The sequence below is a fragment of the Rhodococcus baikonurensis genome (assembly GCF_040489275.1).
GTDB classification, from domain to species: Bacteria; Actinomycetota; Actinomycetes; order Mycobacteriales; family Mycobacteriaceae; genus Rhodococcus_F; species Rhodococcus_F baikonurensis.
Genome location: NZ_JBEUOQ010000024.1, coordinates 1 through 17372, shown reverse-complemented (window position 1 = coordinate 17372; position 17372 = coordinate 1). Strand labels below are relative to the sequence as shown.

Annotated in this window: 20 protein-coding genes; 18 read left to right on the top strand and 2 right to left on the bottom strand. The window is 61.1% G+C overall.

Annotation, left to right across the window (positions count from 1 at the left end):
- Positions 1 to 37: 37 nt before the first annotated feature.
- The 4 genes from ABWI03_RS31070 to ABWI03_RS31055 all read left to right on the top strand — a co-directional run bounded on the left by ABWI03_RS31070 (position 38) and on the right by ABWI03_RS31055 (position 2770).
- Complete coding sequence (locus ABWI03_RS31070) at positions 38 to 676, top strand: hypothetical protein (protein WP_003944274.1); 639 nt, start codon at positions 38 to 40, stop codon at positions 674 to 676.
- Complete coding sequence (locus ABWI03_RS31065) at positions 669 to 1337, top strand: TetR family transcriptional regulator (protein WP_050794059.1); 669 nt, start codon at positions 669 to 671, stop codon at positions 1335 to 1337. The genes ABWI03_RS31070 and ABWI03_RS31065 overlap by 8 nt, the downstream gene beginning before the upstream one ends.
- Positions 1338 to 1430: 93 nt before the next feature.
- The gene (locus ABWI03_RS31060) at positions 1431 to 1778 is read left to right on the top strand and encodes a hypothetical protein (protein ID WP_037131408.1); all 348 of its coding nucleotides are present in this window, start codon (positions 1431 to 1433) and stop codon (positions 1776 to 1778) included.
- A 188-nt stretch (positions 1779 to 1966) separates the two neighbouring features.
- A complete protein-coding gene (locus ABWI03_RS31055; protein WP_209922976.1) occupies positions 1967 to 2770 on the top strand; it encodes an alpha/beta fold hydrolase in 804 nt (267 codons plus the stop codon).
- 12 nt (positions 2771 to 2782) lie between these two features.
- Here ABWI03_RS31055 and ABWI03_RS31050 read toward each other — a convergent pair whose 3' ends face one another.
- Positions 2783 to 3565, bottom strand: a complete 783-nt coding sequence (locus ABWI03_RS31050; protein WP_003944262.1) for a helix-turn-helix domain-containing protein — start codon at positions 3563 to 3565, stop codon at positions 2783 to 2785.
- Positions 3566 to 3831: 266 nt separating this feature from the next.
- Positions 3832 to 4278: a helix-turn-helix transcriptional regulator gene (locus ABWI03_RS31045; protein WP_003944235.1), complete on the bottom strand. Its 447-nt coding sequence runs from the start codon at positions 4276 to 4278 to the stop codon at positions 3832 to 3834.
- A 236-nt stretch (positions 4279 to 4514) separates the two neighbouring features.
- Between ABWI03_RS31045 and ABWI03_RS31040 the strand changes: the two genes are divergently transcribed.
- The 14 genes from ABWI03_RS31040 to ABWI03_RS30975 all read left to right on the top strand — a co-directional run bounded on the left by ABWI03_RS31040 (position 4515) and on the right by ABWI03_RS30975 (position 16358).
- Positions 4515 to 5219: an SAF domain-containing protein gene (locus ABWI03_RS31040; RefSeq protein WP_003944215.1), complete on the top strand. Its 705-nt coding sequence runs from the start codon at positions 4515 to 4517 to the stop codon at positions 5217 to 5219.
- A 99-nt stretch (positions 5220 to 5318) separates the two neighbouring features.
- A complete protein-coding gene (locus ABWI03_RS31035) occupies positions 5319 to 6023 on the top strand; it encodes a hypothetical protein (RefSeq protein ID WP_238704744.1) in 705 nt (234 codons plus the stop codon).
- Positions 6020 to 7669: an ATPase, T2SS/T4P/T4SS family gene (locus ABWI03_RS31030; protein WP_209922974.1), complete on the top strand. Its 1650-nt coding sequence runs from the start codon at positions 6020 to 6022 to the stop codon at positions 7667 to 7669. Before ABWI03_RS31035 ends, ABWI03_RS31030 begins: the two co-directional genes overlap by 4 nt.
- A 2-nt stretch (positions 7670 to 7671) precedes the next feature.
- Positions 7672 to 8550 carry a type II secretion system F family protein gene (locus ABWI03_RS31025; protein WP_037131449.1) on the top strand — a complete coding sequence of 293 codons (879 nt, stop codon included), beginning with the start codon at positions 7672 to 7674 and terminating at the stop codon, positions 8548 to 8550.
- A complete protein-coding gene (locus ABWI03_RS31020) occupies positions 8547 to 9446 on the top strand; it encodes a type II secretion system F family protein (protein WP_003944267.1) in 900 nt (299 codons plus the stop codon). Before ABWI03_RS31025 ends, ABWI03_RS31020 begins: the two co-directional genes overlap by 4 nt.
- Before the next feature lie 116 nt (positions 9447 to 9562).
- Entirely contained in the window at positions 9563 to 9817 is a 255-nt protein-coding gene (locus ABWI03_RS31015) for a hypothetical protein (RefSeq protein WP_003944212.1), read from the top strand.
- Between the two features lie 171 nt (positions 9818 to 9988).
- Positions 9989 to 10285, top strand: coding sequence for a hypothetical protein (locus ABWI03_RS31010; protein WP_003944231.1), 297 nt, complete (start codon positions 9989 to 9991; stop codon positions 10283 to 10285).
- Between the two features lie 37 nt (positions 10286 to 10322).
- The gene (locus ABWI03_RS31005) at positions 10323 to 10637 is read left to right on the top strand and encodes a hypothetical protein (RefSeq protein WP_209922972.1); all 315 of its coding nucleotides are present in this window, start codon (positions 10323 to 10325) and stop codon (positions 10635 to 10637) included.
- A gap of 38 nt (positions 10638 to 10675) precedes the next feature.
- Positions 10676 to 11089, top strand: coding sequence for a hypothetical protein (locus ABWI03_RS31000; protein ID WP_003944251.1), 414 nt, complete (start codon positions 10676 to 10678; stop codon positions 11087 to 11089).
- Entirely contained in the window at positions 11086 to 11538 is a 453-nt protein-coding gene (locus ABWI03_RS30995) for a pilus assembly protein TadG-related protein (protein ID WP_003944245.1), read from the top strand. The genes ABWI03_RS31000 and ABWI03_RS30995 overlap by 4 nt, the downstream gene beginning before the upstream one ends.
- Entirely contained in the window at positions 11535 to 11990 is a 456-nt protein-coding gene (locus ABWI03_RS30990; protein WP_003944242.1) for a TadE/TadG family type IV pilus assembly protein, read from the top strand. Before ABWI03_RS30995 ends, ABWI03_RS30990 begins: the two co-directional genes overlap by 4 nt.
- The gene (locus tag ABWI03_RS30985) at positions 11987 to 15157 is read left to right on the top strand and encodes a LysM peptidoglycan-binding domain-containing protein (RefSeq protein WP_209922970.1); all 3171 of its coding nucleotides are present in this window, start codon (positions 11987 to 11989) and stop codon (positions 15155 to 15157) included. Before ABWI03_RS30990 ends, ABWI03_RS30985 begins: the two co-directional genes overlap by 4 nt.
- Positions 15154 to 15720, top strand: a complete 567-nt coding sequence (locus ABWI03_RS30980) for a hypothetical protein (protein ID WP_003944285.1) — start codon at positions 15154 to 15156, stop codon at positions 15718 to 15720. The genes ABWI03_RS30985 and ABWI03_RS30980 overlap by 4 nt, the downstream gene beginning before the upstream one ends.
- An 11-nt stretch (positions 15721 to 15731) precedes the next feature.
- Entirely contained in the window at positions 15732 to 16358 is a 627-nt protein-coding gene (locus ABWI03_RS30975; protein ID WP_003944273.1) for a hypothetical protein, read from the top strand.
- The last annotated feature ends 1014 nt before the right edge of the window (positions 16359 to 17372 follow it).

Genomic DNA, 17372 nt, shown 5'->3' with positions numbered 1-17372 from the left:
CCGGTCTCGACCTGAGAGCCCAGACGGGACCTTGCTCATGAACACGACATTCGCCTCCGCACTCAACACCATGACACCCGGCGACGCCGTGATGTGTCTTGCTGCCGGAACAGTCGAGCTCGCTCTCGATGACGCACCGGAATCGATGCGCTGGCAATGGTTCGCGGACCTCCTCGACTCGCAGTGGGGGCTGACCGGCAGACTCGGCCCGATCCTGACCGAGCAGATCATCTCCGAACTGGAGCAGGTTGCCCGCATGTGCCGCGCCTCCGCTCAGCATCCGTTAGACCCCCAGGGTTGGATATCGGCATACCAATCCACTGCAGTGCTGGTAGAAGACCCGGCGGTGGTCTCAGCGGACGCGCTGCACCTCGCACTTTCTGCCGTCAACGACATCGCGCTGGAAGCGACGGACACTTCGCACCCCGATTTCTCTGTCGCCGTCACGCTGGCATTCGAGGCACTGACATCGGCAGTGGACGTCGACCGCGAGGTGTCCAAAAGTTGGATTTTGACTGCAATCGGAGAATGGGTTACGAGGACAGAGTCAGCTCAGGCGGGCCTCCGATCGGCACAATCGTGCACCAATGCTGACAATAGGCAGATTGCCAACGCCTCCGTTGTTTCTGCAGGATGCAGCGAGAAGCCACTGCTGAAAGTGAGAGGGAATGCGTGAAACCATCGTCCAATCAGAGCCGTTGAGTCCAGGTCATATTCATTCGCCCAGCCCGTCCGACGTCGGGCGCGCGGGCAAAGGAAAGCTACGGCAAAAACGGTCGGAGATTACTCGCGAGAAAATCGTCGACGCTGCTGCCCGCCAATTCGATGCTTGCGGATTCGCCGCGGCAAGCATCAACGCCATCATTGAAAACGGGAACGTCACCAAAGGTGCACTATACTTTCACTTTCCCTCCAAAGAAGAACTGGCACAACAGGTTATCGAACGATGGTCCGCTATGGTGGATGAGGAGTATGCGGCTCTCGGAGAACCTGGCGATGGTTCCCCCTGCCGCCAGTTGGTGCGGTTCTGCAGCGAGGTGGCGCACCGCATCGATGCCGACCCTGGTCTGCGTGCTGGGTTGCTTCTCACTGTAGAACCCTCCCTCGCTGAGGGGAAGAGCGCATACCGGAAGTGGCGTAACAGTATTGATGAATTGGTTGTCCGCTCCATCGAGGCTGGCGAGATAAGGGCCGGCGGCGCAAGCCACCGATTGTCCGATCAGGTGTGCGCGACGTTCATCGGCGGCGCCCAAATCCAGTCGATTGACGTCAGCTCCCCGAATTTGCAAACACGGGTAGCGGACGTGTTTGAAGGACTGCCCGGCAACCCGGACTAGCCGAACTGCATCACCTACGAAAGACGTTCCAATGCAACGTATTTCTAGGGTACGCATCAGGAACTCAAGGAACTGTCGTATCCACGTTCGCACATGAGCAGGATCGAATCCGCGGTCACAATCCGCCTTGCGGAACACCAGGAAGCGTCAGGTATTGAAATGGCACATTCGGACTCGTCAGCATCGTTCCACGACAGGGAAGTCCAAGATCTCGGCTTCGTCGGCCCCGATCGCTACGATTTGGTGCGCATTCTCAGCGGCGGAGGCCCTTCAAGCGATCGCGATTCCTACTTACTCGAGGAATACGAGCGCCGCGACGCTTTAGCCCAGAAGTGGTATTACGAAGATAAGGCTGCGGGCATGAGACGCAATCTCACGGCTCTCGTCGTCCTCGGAGCCTTCCTGATCGTGGCGTCGTTCCTGCTTCCCTATCTCTTCTAAACAGCCGCCCCGCACCCGTGGTGCACGAGGTCATTCAAGGTACAGCCCGTCTCTCGCTGGTCGGGTTCCCCATCGGGACGCCGCACCGGGCCGGTCGCATGAGGCGGGCGTGTCCCTTTCAGTTCGCTCAGCGTCCTCGCCCTCGGCCACTGGTGGCGAAGGAATGCGTCACCCCTAGTATCAGGTTCGTGCCGAACGTGAGAACGCCCGACGCCGATATTTATTACACCGACAGTGGGGGAGCGGGTCCCGTTCTGCTGCTCGGTCATGGATTCTTCATGGATTCGTCGATGTTCGCCCCGCAGATCGATGCCCTCGCAGGCAAGGTCAGGGTGGTGGCCTGGGACTCTCGCAGGCACGGCCGTACAACCGATCCCGGTGCCGCATTCACGTACTGGGATTTGGCTCGCGACTCCCTCGCGGTCCTCGACGACCTCGGAGTCGAGACAGCAATCGTCGGCGGAATGTCGCAGGGCGGCTACACCGCGCTGCGGACTGCTTTGCTTGCTCCGGAGAGAGTCCAAGCGCTGCTGCTGCTCGATACCGAAGCATCTGCCTGCACCGATGACGAAAAGGCTGGATACAGGGCCATGTTCGATCAGTGGTGCAGCGATGCGCCGATCGAACCGCTTGTCGAAGCTCTGGCGCCGCAATTGATCGGTGGAGACTCACGAGAGTCGTGGGCGCCGTGGATCGAGAAGTGGACGTCGAGCGATCGTCGAGCGATTCGGCCGGCCGCGGAGTGCTTGATCGAACGCGACGATGTCGTCGACCGGCTGAGTGCCATCGCGGTGCCGGCCTTGATTGTCCGCGGTGAACACGACATGTCCGCGCCTGCGGCCAAAGCGAAACAGTTGTACGACCATTTGCCGCTCGCAGTTCCAGTCCTCACCATTCCCGGCGCAGGTCACGCGGCCAATTGGACTCACCCGCAGCCCGTGAACGAGACCATCGCAGCTTTCGTGACGATGGTCGAAACCGGCTGGCTGTAGAGGTTCGAGCAGCTATTGCGTTCCTGGGATTCGTACCCCTAAGTACATCTGGACGGGGTAGTCGCCGCGCATTTCCGTGTGTACTTGGACGTGAACGCGGTATTCCTCGCCGGTGTCGGCATCGCGCAGGTGCATGAATGGCTGATGCCGGCCGAATCGGACGTCCTCTTTGTCCCACAGGCGCCGAAAGGCGGGGAACTGGCTCAGTTCTTGCAGGGTTTCGATTGCCCATTCAGGGTTGTAATAGCGTCCCATCAACGCGCGGAACCAGTTCACCGTCAAGGCTGTCTCGGCTTCCCACTCCGCCATGACGTGCTTGGACTGTGGTGTGGAGAAGAGCCAGCGCAAAACATTGCCGTCGTCGAGAAGTCCTGGAAAGGCGCGATCGTAGGCAGCGTTGCATTCGATGACATTCCATCGCTCGTCCAGGTAGGCCACCAAATGTGGATTGAGCGCTGTGATCACCGTGCGCATCTCGGGTGTGACGAGTGATCGGTACTGGTCGATCGTCCACGGGGTGGTCGATGTTTCCCGTTCGGTTTGAGTGCGGCGAGCAAGGTTGTACAGGTGTCGGCGCTGGGCCGGATCGAGGCTGAGTACTCGGGAAACGTCTTCGAGGAATTTGACCGAAGGATGCGCAGATTCGTTACGTTCGACCTGCGTGATATGGCTCACGCTCCAGTACAGTTTCGCGGCAAATTCAGTCCTGGTCAGACCGCCCGGCTGCTGCGGCGTGGATCTGGTGCGCAACGCGCGAAGGTAATCGCCCAGGTTGGGCGGGCGGACGTTGTCCATGCATGACCTTTCGCGGGCATCTGTAACGGGACAAATACTCATCAGTAACGTGCGGCGAAAAGTCAATACTCGCAGGTAACACTCTTTAGTGGTACCGGCAACCCTCGTATCGGCCACACAAACCTGCTGTCCTGTTTCACAGAAGACTCTCAGCTGCGTGGCAGGCAGGAGAGTGAAACAGCAGGGAGAACGAGCTGGCACCGGGGCGGGGAGAACCTCGGAGTTTGCTCCAGAGGGGGATAGCCATGCCACGTGTACGGCGAGACTCAGGCAGGCGTTCCAGGCGGGCGATGCTTGGCCTTCAGATACGCGCGTTTCACCTGCGCCTCAGAAATCCCCAACGCTGCGGTCAATGCGGCCGCGATTTTGTCGGTGAGGGCGATCTCACCGCGTTCGATGCGCGTGATCGTCGTGGTCGTCAGCCCGCACACTTTGCCGAGCTGGGGTTGGGTAAGTCCGACCAAGCACCGATAGTCGCTCAGATAACGCTGCTCAGGATCCGTGACGACGACATCGCCGATCTCGATGTTCAACACTTTCGCAGCCCTGGCCAGGAAATCGATCTGAGGAGACGTGGCTCCGATCTCCCAATTGTGGATGGTCGCGGCCGTCGTGTCAGCCAGGCGGGCGAGATCGCCACGAGACATGCCAGCTGCCTTGCGAGCAACTGCGAATGCTTTTTTATCGAAGCCGCGCAGGACGTTGCGGCTCATCGGGTTGGTCCGTCCATCGCTAGACACCATGCCGCAACCCTTCTAATATGCCACCCAGATTGGCTTTTAGATTTGTCACCAAGATTGACAATAATTGTGGCGAACCTACGGCCACCGAAAAGCCGCAGCAAACCGTTCCGCAGCGCAGTTGACGCCAGCCAGTCCAGGTCCCGTCCTACTGTCCCCGTACGACCTGCCCACCTCGTCCACTCGTCCACTGTGAAGGACCACCACACATGGCATCCCTACTGACCAAAAAGATCGATTCCATCCGCTCGTCCGGTGACAAACCACCAGCACATAACGGCGCAGACCCGGATGGCCCACCTGATCTGACTACCCGTGCGCGTGTTCGTCGACGCCCGATCTACTTGGCCGTGGGCATTGCCCTTGTCGTCGTCGCTGTGATCGGGATGCTCGCCGCTGTGAGTGCTATGCGCGCCACCACGGATGTCCTCGTGCTCGCCCGCGACGTCCAACAGGGTCAAGTCATCGAGTCGAAGGACCTCACGGTGAAGACCGTCAACGTCGACGCGGACCTGGGTGCGCTCTCAGCAGGTGAACGCGGCCGTGTCATCGGCATGAGCGCCGGCACGCGTCTGCCGGCCGGATCCGTATTGATGCCTGCAGCTGTCACCGACCAGGTAGTACCCGGGGAAGGCCTGACGATGGTCGGCATCACCGTGGGATACCCACACCTACCGTCGGAAGCGATTGTCCCCGGAGACATGATCCGCGTCGTAGACACACCCCGCGAGGGCGACGATCCGCCCGTCACAGGACCCGTCAACACGAAGGCGCAGGTCTACTCGATGACCGTTATCGCGGAAGCGGGCGAAACCACTCTCAATCTGCTGGTCCCGGAAGCTGAAGCGAATTGGGTCGCGGCGCGTGCCGCGACGAAGCGCGTGTCCATCGTCCTCGACAACCGAGTGCGGTGACTATCGATGTATCTCGCACTCATCTCTGCATCCGGGGCGCCAGGGGTCTCCACGACAGCATTAGCTCTGGCCTTGAATTCACCGAGTAGCAACACGCTCTTGGTTGAAGCTGACCCCATCGGCTCCTCGCCGGTGCTCGCCGGATACCTGCTCGGAGGCCGCTACCACGACAAATCGTTGATCAACCTCGTCGACGCCAACCGTCACGGACGCCTCAAATCAGCGCTGGCCGCCGAGGTGATCACCTTCCCCGACACCACGGTCTCGGTTCTCCCCGGCCTTCTACATTCCGCTCAAGTCGACGCAATGCGCGCCGTCTGGAGCCCACTCGGAATCCACCTCGCAGGACTCGGGGTCGACGATGCCAACGTCATCGTGGACGCCGGCCGGATCGGACAACACGGCTCACCGGTGGAAATGATCGTCAATGCCACGACTATTGCCATCGTCACCCGCACTACTCGTCCGGCACTGGCAGCACTGCGAGCGTCGATCAACGGATTGCGTCAACAACTGTCCGCTACACAGTCCACGGCAAGCCTCGGACTGATCCTCATCGGCGAATCCCCGTACAACGCAGACGAAGTAGCCAAGGTCGCGGGACTCGATGTCATCGCGGTCATCCCGGATTCGAAGGACGCGCGGGTTTTCTCCGACGGTGAGGTGTTGACCAAGTGGCGCCGCCGTCGGTCGCTGTATCTGCGTGCACTGCACCGAACGACCTGGCCGAAGATCGAAAAATTCGCGGCCACCCACCAGGCCGACTGGAAGTCCAGCCTCGCCATGACAGGAGACCGACGATGACGACAGACGAGACAGCGCAGACTACGCACAAGAACATCACCGATCTCCCGTTCTTCTCCTCGACGCTTCCAATCGCCGATCAGCCCCAGACTGCCCCCGAACCAGTGGTGCCGGTGCCGGCAGAGACCGCTGATTTCTTCCGCACCAACAACCTTCACGACCTACCGCCAGCGCCGCGGCACAATGCCCCTGGTGAGGTCGTACAGTCGCAGCGGAGTGCGGCCCCGAAGATCCCAGTCGACCGAAAACTCGTCCGCACCCTGCAGCGAGAAGCGGCCGAGCTGCTGCGCGAACACCGCACCAAGCGTGACCGAGAGCTCAACGATCCGAAGAACACGAAAATCGTCGCTCCCTTCACCGCAGACGAAGAACGCGAATACGGGCGAGAAACAATCACCCGGCTGGTGAAAAACCACGTCCAACAAACGATCCGGTCCGGAGGCGAAACCTTCGATCTCAACCAGGAACACGCCCTCATCAAGGCGATCTTCGACGCACAGTTCCGCCTCGGACCCCTGCAAGACCTCGTCGAAGAACCCGACATAACAGATATCTACCTCAACGGCGACGCCGTGTACGTCAAATACCCCGACGGACACTACGAATCCAGAGACTCCGTCGTCGACAGCAGCGACGAACTCCTCGAATGGATGAGTCTGCTCGCATCCAGAGCCGACAACGGCGGCAGGCCCTTCTCCAGGATCAATCCCTCCCTCCGGCTCAACATGCAAGGCAACCACCGACTTTCGGTCCTCGGATACACCACCATCCGGCCCTCTGTCGCAATCCGCATCCACCGCCTGACCAACATCACCCTCGAACAACTCTCACTCGACCACCTCATGATGCCCCCAGAACTTGCACACATGCTCGGGTGCGCCATCCGAGGAAGAGCATCGACCGGAGTCGGCGGCGGAATGGGCTACGGCAAAACGACATTCGCCCGCGCCCTGGCCAACGCACTCCCCATCCAGACACGAATCGGAGTCGCCGAAACCGAACGAGAACTCTTCCTCGACGAACTCCCAGGCCGTCGAGACTTCATCGTCGATGCAGAAATGATCATGGGCGGCGGTGAACGCGGCGCAGACGGACAACTCGCCGGCGGCTTCAGTCTGAGCGCAATTCTCTACGAGTTCGTCCGCCAGGGACTCGACTTCCTCGTAGTCGGTGAAATCGCAGGCCTCGAGATCCTCGCTCTGGTCAAGGCCCTCCAAACGGCCAATGGCGGAATTTTCACCACCCACGCTTACACCGCACGCGGTGTCATCGACCGACTCGCCAACCTCGCCCAAGAGCCGCCGATGAACGCGTCAGCGGAATACATCGAGCGGCAACTCGCCGAACACGTCGACGTGATCGTTCAGCTGGCGACGAAGGTCAGGGTCAGCCGCGAAGGCACCACAACCGCAGTCCGATACGTCTCCGAAGTCGTCTACGTCGAACCTGGCGACACCGACAAGCTACCCAGCTTTTCCAACATCTACCGCGGATACTCCGACGGCACAGGCGTATTCGGCAGCATCCCGCAGCCGATGCTACGCAAGCTCCTCGCCGGCGGATTCAAGAAAGTGGACCTCCCTCCCGGCACTCTTCGGAGTTTCGACGAAGAACGCGATCTGTTCGACGACGAAGGAGCTGCATGATCATGTACCAACAAATCGGCGTCTTCCTCGTCCTGCTGCTCTGCGCAGGAGTCGGCTGCCTCGTCGTGGGGTGGAGGGACCGCCGCGACCCCACAGCCCCCACTCGCCAGCGCCGCCGAAAGGGCGAACGAGCAAAACTATCGGGCACCACCCAACTTCTCCTGGCCGTCGGAATAGGCGCAGGCGCCACCGTCTACTACCTGAGCGGATGGCTCTTCACGCTCTTCCTCGTCCCCGCCCTTCTCGTGGGTCTGCCCTACCTCCTGAGTCGACCGGAAGCCGAACACCAGATCAGTCGCTTGTCCTCGATGGACGAATGGACACGCAACTTGTCGAGCAGCATGCGAGCCGGCTCCGGAATCGAACACACCATCATCTCGACCCCCATCCCAGAAACGCTGAAAGACGAGATCACCGCCTTCATCAACAGGCTCCGCAACAATGTCCCACCCGCCGAAGCGGTCACACGATTCGCATCCGACCTCAACGACAGCGTCGGTGACAAGATCTGCGGCGCCCTCCTTCTCGCCATGCAACTGCGTGGTGTCGGCCTGGCCAACGTCCTCGAAGGCCTCGCCGAAGACGTAGGCGACACCGTCGCCCGCCGCCGCCGCATCGAAGCGGACCGCAAATCGACTCGAACACAAGCCAAATGGGTCACCATCATCACCATCGCCGTCCTCGCCGCAGCGTTCGCCTTCACAAACTTCATGGAGCCCTACCGTTCAGGCGGAATGCAGATCGTCCTACTGATCCTGCTGACGCTCTTCGCGGCGGACCTGTACTGGATGAAACAAGCCACCAAGCCGCCGGTCTACCCGCGGTTCATCGGAACCAACGACCGCGTCGAACGCACTGACCTCGTAGGAGCGCAGCGATGAGCATCACCATGACGATCATCGTCTACACCAGCGTCGGCACAATCGGCATCTACCTCGTGGCCCTGTACTTCCTGCGAGCCCAACCCGCCCTCACCGACGTGATGTCCAGAATGTCCGGACCCGCGCCGGAAAAGGCAAACACCGCAGGGACATCACTCGTCGACGGGCTCGCCAACAGGCTCGGCCTGCGCGTACACCCCTACCTACAAGACAGCCGATTCCTCACCCTCCCCACAGCGGACCTCTCACTGCTGCACAAAGATCCGGCGCACGTACTTGGCGAAAAACTTGTCGCAGCGTTCTTCGGCCTGCTGATCTTCCCGATACTCAACCTGGTCCTGACAGCGTTCGGACTGGGATTGGCATGGTCGATGCCGGCGATCCTCTCACTCGCGACCGCCGTCTTCCTCTTCATGATTCCCGACATCGACATCCGTCGACGCGCAGCTGCCGCTCGCGCCGAATTCGCACAGGCTCTCAGCTCCTACATCGACCTCGTCGCGCTATGCCGACGAGGCGGAGTCGGATCCACGCAATCCCTCGAGATCGCCGCCCAAGTCGGCGACAGCTGGGTGTTCCTCCGACTCGACGAGGAACTCTACGAAGCGGGCCGCTCCGGCGAAGCGCCCTGGAGTGCTCTCACACGCGTCTCGCAGCAGCTCGGACTCGCAGAACTCGGCGACCTCGCAGACATCATGACGATGACCGGTGACAAAGGCGCCAGCGTCTACACCTCACTGCGAGCCAAAGCCGCCAGCCTGCGCTCCGCACAAACCTCCGCTGAACAGTCCGCCGCCGTCGAGGCGACGGAGAAGCTCGCCATGCCCCTTGCCGGCCTCGCCGGCCTGTTCATGGCACTACTCCTGATCCCGGCGGTTTCCGTCATCAGCGGCTAACCAAACCCACGAAAGGAAATCCCTCTGAACAGGCAAAACGAAGAAGGACTCATCGACCGGACTCATCCAGTCCAGGACAACTGCTACACATCCAGCACACCAACAAGGAGCACACCATGACCACCAAAGCCATCACCACCACCCGCCGCGCAACCCGCGCCGCCATCACCTCCTACCTCACACTCACGATGATGTTCGTCGCCGCACTCGCAGGAAGCCTCCTGCAGCGTGCAGGCGGTAAGGGCTCGGACCGCGGCCCGTCCACCCTCGAATACGTCATCATGGCCGGAATCGTCGCCGTCGCGGCCATCGCTGCCGGCGCCGTAGTCGTCCAGAAGATCCAGTCCCGCGCCGACTCCATCCCCGACTGACACTGCACAACGCAGTTCGGGTGGAGGAGCAAAACACATGGCTCTATCGATCGCGCCGGGCGCTGGAGTGCAACGTAGCGTTCCAGCGCTCGGCTCATCGATGGCAACCCTGAGGGTCGGAAACCCCTTCTTCTGCCCCTCGCGCAACCAATCTGCGGGAAGGAGTCATCAATGTTCGCGTTGTCATTTGAGTTGTCAACCACGAAAGCGATTTTTGTCGGTATAGCAGTTGCATGCCTCCTGATACTCGGTGTTCGGCTCATCTTCAAAGACTGGGTCCTGCGGATGGAGAACATGTTCCTCTGGTGCCTATGGGGGCAGTACGTGCTGCTTCTGACCGCTGTGTTGTTCGGCCGGTGGCAAACATCTCTGACCGTGCTTGGTCTCGCCGCACTCGGAGTAGTGGCTCTTCACGGTTTCCGCTTCGTCGGCGAAGCGATTTGGTTTGACATCAAGCGGCGCAGATAACCGCGCGCCAACCCACAGAAAAGTGAAGGAAACGACGATGATCATCACAGTCGGCGTACTGCTCGTCACGATGGCTCTCTTGCTGGCGATAGAAACCATCATCGATGACCACTCCATGGCGTTCATTTACGCCCCCATGGCTGCGGCAATCATGATAATCGTCCTGCCGTTCCTGGCAACCGACCTGATTACCGACGAAAACACCTCCCGTGCAGCACGTTTCGGCACCTTTGCCGCAGCATTCCCCCTCTCCATAGCCTTTGTAGCCGCAGTGACATGTTCTGCCGTGTTCGTCCGCAACCGTGTGGAAACCAAACGCAGAATCGCAGCCCAAAGAGATCTCGCCACCTAACCCGACCCACCAACCGGACCGCAGAGAAACGGACAGTCATGACACTGGAACAGCTGATCGACCGGTGGCGCCACGACGACCGAGGGCCCACCACGCTCGTCACCGTCATCGCGATGGTCGCTTTCCTGATGATGTTCTCCGTAATGCTGCAAACCGCCCTGTTCTTCCACGCACGGGACGTCGCCAACACCTGCGCCGAAAAAGCATTGCAAGCCACACGTTCCCAGCAAGGGAACCAGGCGCTCGGGCTCGCTGCAGCGAACGCGTGCATCGCGAAATCCGGATCTGGTGACCTTCAAGCACCGGTCGTGTCGGTGAACAAGACACTCCGCGAAAGCACCGTCACGATCACCGGAAAGTCCCCGACCCTCGTACCGGGGCTGGAATTCGCTATCACCGTCGACCACACCAAACCCACTGAGCGCGTGACCAATCCCGGAGGTGTCGGATGAAGCTGAACCAGTGGATCAATCGCGCCCGCTCAAACGATCGAGGAGATGCAACCATCGAGTTGTGCCTCGCGATCGTCGTCCTCCTCGTCCTACTCGGTTGGATGTACGCGTACGGCATCAACCGCCAGGCACATCAGAAGGTCGAGCACGCCGCGGGAGAAGCCGCCCGAGCAGCATCACTCTCACGTACCGCCGCTCAAGCCAACCCCCTCGCATACCAAGCGGCCCTGGACTCGATGGATGGTCAAGGACTCAAATGCACGACGATGAACGTCAGCGCGGACACCTCCGGATTCCGCACTCGCCCAGGAGTATCCGCCACCGTCGAAGTCACCGTCAGTTGTGAAGTCTCCTACGACGCCCTCGGATGGCCCGGCGTCAGCGGAGGACGAACCATCGAGGTCACGGCAATCTCACCCATCGACACATTCCGGGAGCGCACCAGATGATCACCGCCCTGCGTAAGCGACTCACCTCCAGGCTCCCCGAAGAACGCGACAAGGGTTCCGTGACCCTGATGACCGTGATACTCGCCCCCATCCTCATATTCTTCGTGTGGGGACTCATCGTCGACGGCGGCGGAATGCACACCGCAGCTCAACGCGCCGACAACGTCGCCGAAGACGCCGCCCGCGCGTCCGGACAGCAGATCGTCGGAACACTCAGCGCGCGAGGCATCGATACGGTTGTCGACCCCGTACGCGCAGTGGCGGCCGCGAAACGCTACCTCGCCGACGCCGGTGTAGAGGGCGAGGTCATCCCCACCGGGCCTCGAACATTGCTGATCACCACCCGCATCATCTACGACAACAAGCTTTTACCCCTTGGTTCGAAAGTGATCACGGGCAGCGCAACCGTGAACCTCAACCGCACCAACGCAGGGGAGGTGTACCGGCCATGAGTACTCGCACAGTCCGATCCCGCCTCGCAGGACTCGGGTACCTCCTCATCCTGCTTCTGCTCGTGGCAGGGATCCCCGCAGCACTATGGGCATTGCGCGGAAATCCTCTCGACATCCCCTTCTCGGATTTCGAAAGTCTGCTCTCCAGCCCCGACGACGGCAGCCTCCTCGTCGCACTCCTGCCCCTCGTCGGCTGGGCCGCCTGGGCGACATTCACCCTCCCGATCCTCGTCGAACTCGCAGCCACACTCCGGGGCGTCAAGGCACCGAAGATCCGGCTACTCGGGTCGCAACAGAAAACGGCGACATTCCTCGTCAGTGGTGCACTTCTCCTGCTGACAGCCGGCACCGCAACCGCAACACCCGCACTCTCGCAACCAGCGGACAGCGCATCACCCGCGCCCTACGCACCGATCTCCGCACAACAAGACCCAAGCGGCCCCGCCCACACTCAGATGGACCCCCGCGCTGCACGGCCCGCAGTCCAACCCGCCGGCCCGACCGTGACCACCGTCCGCGGAGACACCCTGTGGGGACTCGCCCACACTCACCTCGGCGACGGAAGGTTGTTCACCGAACTGCTCGAACTGAACAAAGACGTTGTGCCCGAAGCAGGATTCCTCGCAGAGGGAATGACGCTGCAACTCCCCGCGACAGCCCAGGACGTCGTACAAGGCGCCTACACCGTCCAAGCTGGAGACACACTCTGGGACATCGCCGACCGAGAGCTCGGCGACCCTGTGCGCTTCTCTGAGATCACCACTGCGGACGGGGCGCCAGCCGGAGACCTGATCACAGTCGGACAGCAATTGATCATTCCGTCCGCGTCCGCCCAAACACCTGCGCCGGCAGCGGAGGCAGCACCCCAGCCGGCGGCCGTACCTGCGCCGGCGGTGGCACCCGAACAAACCCCCCAGACGCAGGCACCCGACCCTGCACCGCAGCCCCTCCCAGAAGTTGCCGCAACACCGACCTGGCAACTCGACCCCGCCGAACCTCAGATGCCCGCAAATCTGACTCCTGATGCACCTGCACCCGCGATCACCGCCGACACAGAAGACGACTCCACCAACTCATCCGACATCGTCTACATCGCCCTCGGCATCTCCGCGCTCGCCGCCGCCGGCCTAACCGGCCACCTCGCACTACGCCGCCGACAACAACAGCACCGCCGCCGCCGCGGCGAACGCATCGCCCTACCCGCCAAAGAAGCAATCCTCGCCGAACAAGCACTGACCGCCGCCGTCGATCCACTGACCACCGCTCACGTCGACACCGCACTGCGGAACCTCGCACAGCACTGCCGAACAAACGAAACCCCCATCCCCAGACTGCTCGCAGTCTTCATCGGCGACGACACCATCGAACTCGGACTACTCGAGGAAATCTCCCTGCCCCAACCCTGGATGCAATCAGACGACGACACGTGGATGGTCGACCCACGGACGTTCCCTCGCTCCACCCCGGACATCGACGTCAGCCCATACCCAGCCCTAACCGCAATGGGAACCAGCGACGACGGACGAGAACTCATGCTCAATCTGGAGGAAATCGGGCACCTCTCCATCACCGGCACACCCACCGCCACCGCAAACGTGCTGCGCGCGATGGCCGTCGAGCTCGCCGTATCCCCCCTAGCCGATTCCCTCCACCTCAACGTCGTCGGATACTGCAGCGACCTCGCAGACGCAGTGAACACCGGCCGAATCACGCACTCAGACAACACCGACGAGGTGTTGACGCGCTTGGCCCGCCACCTCGAACGCGACGCCGACATCCTCGACGAGAACGACATCGAATCCATCGCACACGCACGGAGCGTGTACGAAACCAGCGAGCTGACCGCTCCGGAAATCGTCCTCATCTCCGACCCGCTGACAGCTGAACAAACAGAAATCCTCGCCGCAATCGCCCAGAACGCACCGCGGATCGCGTTCGCCGCAGTCACGACACAGAACTCGAACACTCGCTCCGACTGGACACTCGACGTCGCCGACGACGGCACCGCAACACTGGTCCGCCCAGGTATCGCATCAGCACAGCTCACTGTCACAACACTCGACGAAACCAGCTACGACAGCATCGTCAGTCTGTACGCCACCACCACACATGATCCTTCCCCAGCTGCCGAACCCCAGGCTGCAGACTTCGGGGACTTCGGTTGGGAGGGGGCACGTCTCGACTTCGACATCACGACCGAAAACCTCATCACCAGCGCCGACCCTGCGGCGTTCACGGTAGTTCGCAACGACGACAACGTATTCGAGGAAAACAACTCCGAGACAGTCGGTGACACCGAAACCGAGACCACCGCGTCCGAGCCTGACGTCCCCACAACCCCACACATCTGGATCCGCGTCCTCGGAGAACCCACCCTCACCCCACTCACCCCAGGCTCAACGGACCGCGAAAACTCACGAAGCCTCACCGAAATCGCCGCCCTACTCGCATTCAGCGACGACGGCGTACCCGCAACTGAACTCACCGCAAAAATGTGGCCCCACGACGTCGAACTCGTCAACACGGCCAGCACTGAAGCAGAAGCGAAAACAGCAAAGGTACGGCTCCGCAGCCGCCGCAACCAAGCAGTCACACGACTACGCAGCTGGATGGGAGACACCGACACCGGAGACGCAGCGCTCATCAAATCCGGAGACAAAACCGGCCGAACACCACTCCGCCTGCACCCCTCAGTAACCACAGACTGGGACTACTGGAACCACCTCGTCGACGCACACCCAGCCACGACGACAACCGAACGCCTCCAAGCCGCACTCACACTGGTAACCGGTCAACCCTTCACCAGCGACGACCCCACCGCATACCGATGGGCAGATCACACAAAGCAAGAAATGATCTCCGCAATCACCGACGTCGCAGAAGAACTCGCCGGCCGCTACATCCGCGGCGAACAAGTCACCCAGGACCTCGACGCAGCAGGAAAAGCAGCCCAGACCGGCCTCACAGTCGACAGTGCCCACGAAGGCTGCTGGCGAGCGGCCATCATCGCCACCCACTTCTCCGGAGACGTCGAAACCACCCAAACCCTCATCGACACCCTCAAAAGCGAACTCGACGAACTGCAAGTCGACGCACACCCCGAAACCAACGAACTCCTCAGACAGCTCGACACCACCACCGACTATCGAATCGGAGCCGCATCATGAACCGCCGCCTCGCAGCCGTCTTCACCCTCGCCGCGGCGGCATGCCTGACCGCAAGCTGCAGCATCCTCAGCCCCGAGCCCGGCACCCTCGACACCAACAACGGCCCCACCTTCACCGGCCCCCCAGGATCGGGAAAATCACCCGAACAACAAGCAGGAGAAGGCGCCCTCGCGAAGATCGGCGAGTACTACACCGTGCTCGCACGATTGAACTCCGACCCCACCGCCCCACTCTCCGAACTCGATACCGTCGCAGCCGGACGCTTCCTCGACAGAACCAAAAAAGAGATCACAACCAGCCGCAACGGAAACCCCACGCCACCAAACGATCTCAAAGTACTCAAAAACGTGATCACCAAACACGACATCCCCATCGACGAAAACGGCGCCCCAACCGCAGGAACAGCCACCCTCCAAATGGACGTCTGCATCAGCAAACCTGTCGACAAACTCGAACTCGGAAAACCGATCCTGACCAACACCGCGTGGCCCGACCCAGCAGGATGGAGAGTCACAGCCGACTACACACAACCCGGAACCCCCTGCAGCGCCGGAAGCTTCTAGGAGACAACAACATGACCCACAACACAATCCGACGAACCACAGCAGCAGCCCTCGCCGCCGCAGCCCTACTAGCCGCCGTCGCAGCCTGTTCCGACAAAACCGACGACCCCAACGTCACCCTCACCTCCACCGCAGACCCCGCATTCGGTGGCCCAGACGGCACAGCCACAGCCAAGACACCAGATGAACAAGCACGTGCCCAGGCGCTCGCCAAGGTGAACGACTACTACGCGCTGTTGGGGAGTGTAGAAGCAGATCCCGCCGCATCGACAGATGCGATCAGCACTGTTGCTGCAGATCCGGTCCTGTCGGGACAGGTCGGAAACATCACTCTCCGGCGTTCGCAAGGAATCACCAGTACTGGAGCGATAACTGTTGTCAATTCCTCGGTTTCGGATCTCGAGGTTCCTGTTGACGAGAACGGAAAGCCTAGGACCGAGCCGGCGTGGGTACATGTGCAAGCTTGCACGGATATCTCGGGTTGGGAGAACAAATACCAGGACGGAACCAGTGCAATGAAGCCCGACCGTGGGCAGTTCGAGTCCACCGCGATCACTGTCCGAAACCCTGAGTGGCCAGACGCGAATGGCTGGCGGGTTACAAGTCAAACAGTTGAGAAGGTGTCATCATGCGGCTAGCAATGAGAGCATTCGTCACTGCGGCACTCGTTTGCGGAGTGGTGGTTACGGGCGGTAGTCAGTCCTCATTCGCCCAGCCCGGTGTGGGAGGGGCCGGCTCCGATGTGTTCGTAACGCCTGGTGGCGCGAACGTCACTGTCGGTGGTGGTTACATCAGCGCGCCCTCGGGCGGCGGTGGCGGGGCCGGTAATGCTGGTGGCGCGGGCAACGCCGGTGGTGGCGGTGGTGGTGCAGGGACGAGCGGCGGTGGTGCCGCCGCTGCAGCGAATAATGGACCGGCTGTACTTGAACGTCGCAGCTGCAGCAATCTCCGAAACAACTGTGACGCTGCGCCAGCCGCACCAGGGATTGATGTTCCTCCGACACCACCGTCGATGGCGGAGATCATGAATACCGTGTCGATGGCTGTCACCGCGATGCAGTTGGAGAAGCCTGAGATGTGCATGACACCCGAGCCTGCAAATTCTCCTGGCGGCCGAACCGGTCTCGTAGGGCGCGAGGCGTGGATCTATTTCTGCCCCAACGGAGCATCGACGAGACCCGCTCAAATCGGGCCCGTAAACAGGGTCGCAACCGCCGGCGTCGTCACAGTCACCGCGAACGCAGTAAATTCTGGAGTGCTCGTAAATTGGGGCGATCGTTCCGCGCCCACCTTTTGTGCGGGTGCGCTCTTGCCGTTTACTCCTTACACCGACGCAGTCGATGCGAGTCCGATGACCCCGCCAAGTGGAATGCCCTCTCCGACTTGTGGACATCGAATTGAGCGCAGCTCAGAGACGGAGCCTGGCGGAGTCCACAATCTCAGCGTGACAAGCAATTTCGTGGTGACATGGACGGCGGTCTTTCCAGGTGGTGGCACAGGTGGAGTGATGCCAATACCGTTGACATCTACCTATCAGCAGCGAATTGGCGAGTTGCATGTCAATGGCCACGAAGTTCTCCCCGTAGGCGGCCAGTAGTTCTCCCCGCTGGTGGCCACGGGTTCTCCCCGGTGGCGGCCAGTTGTTTTTCCCC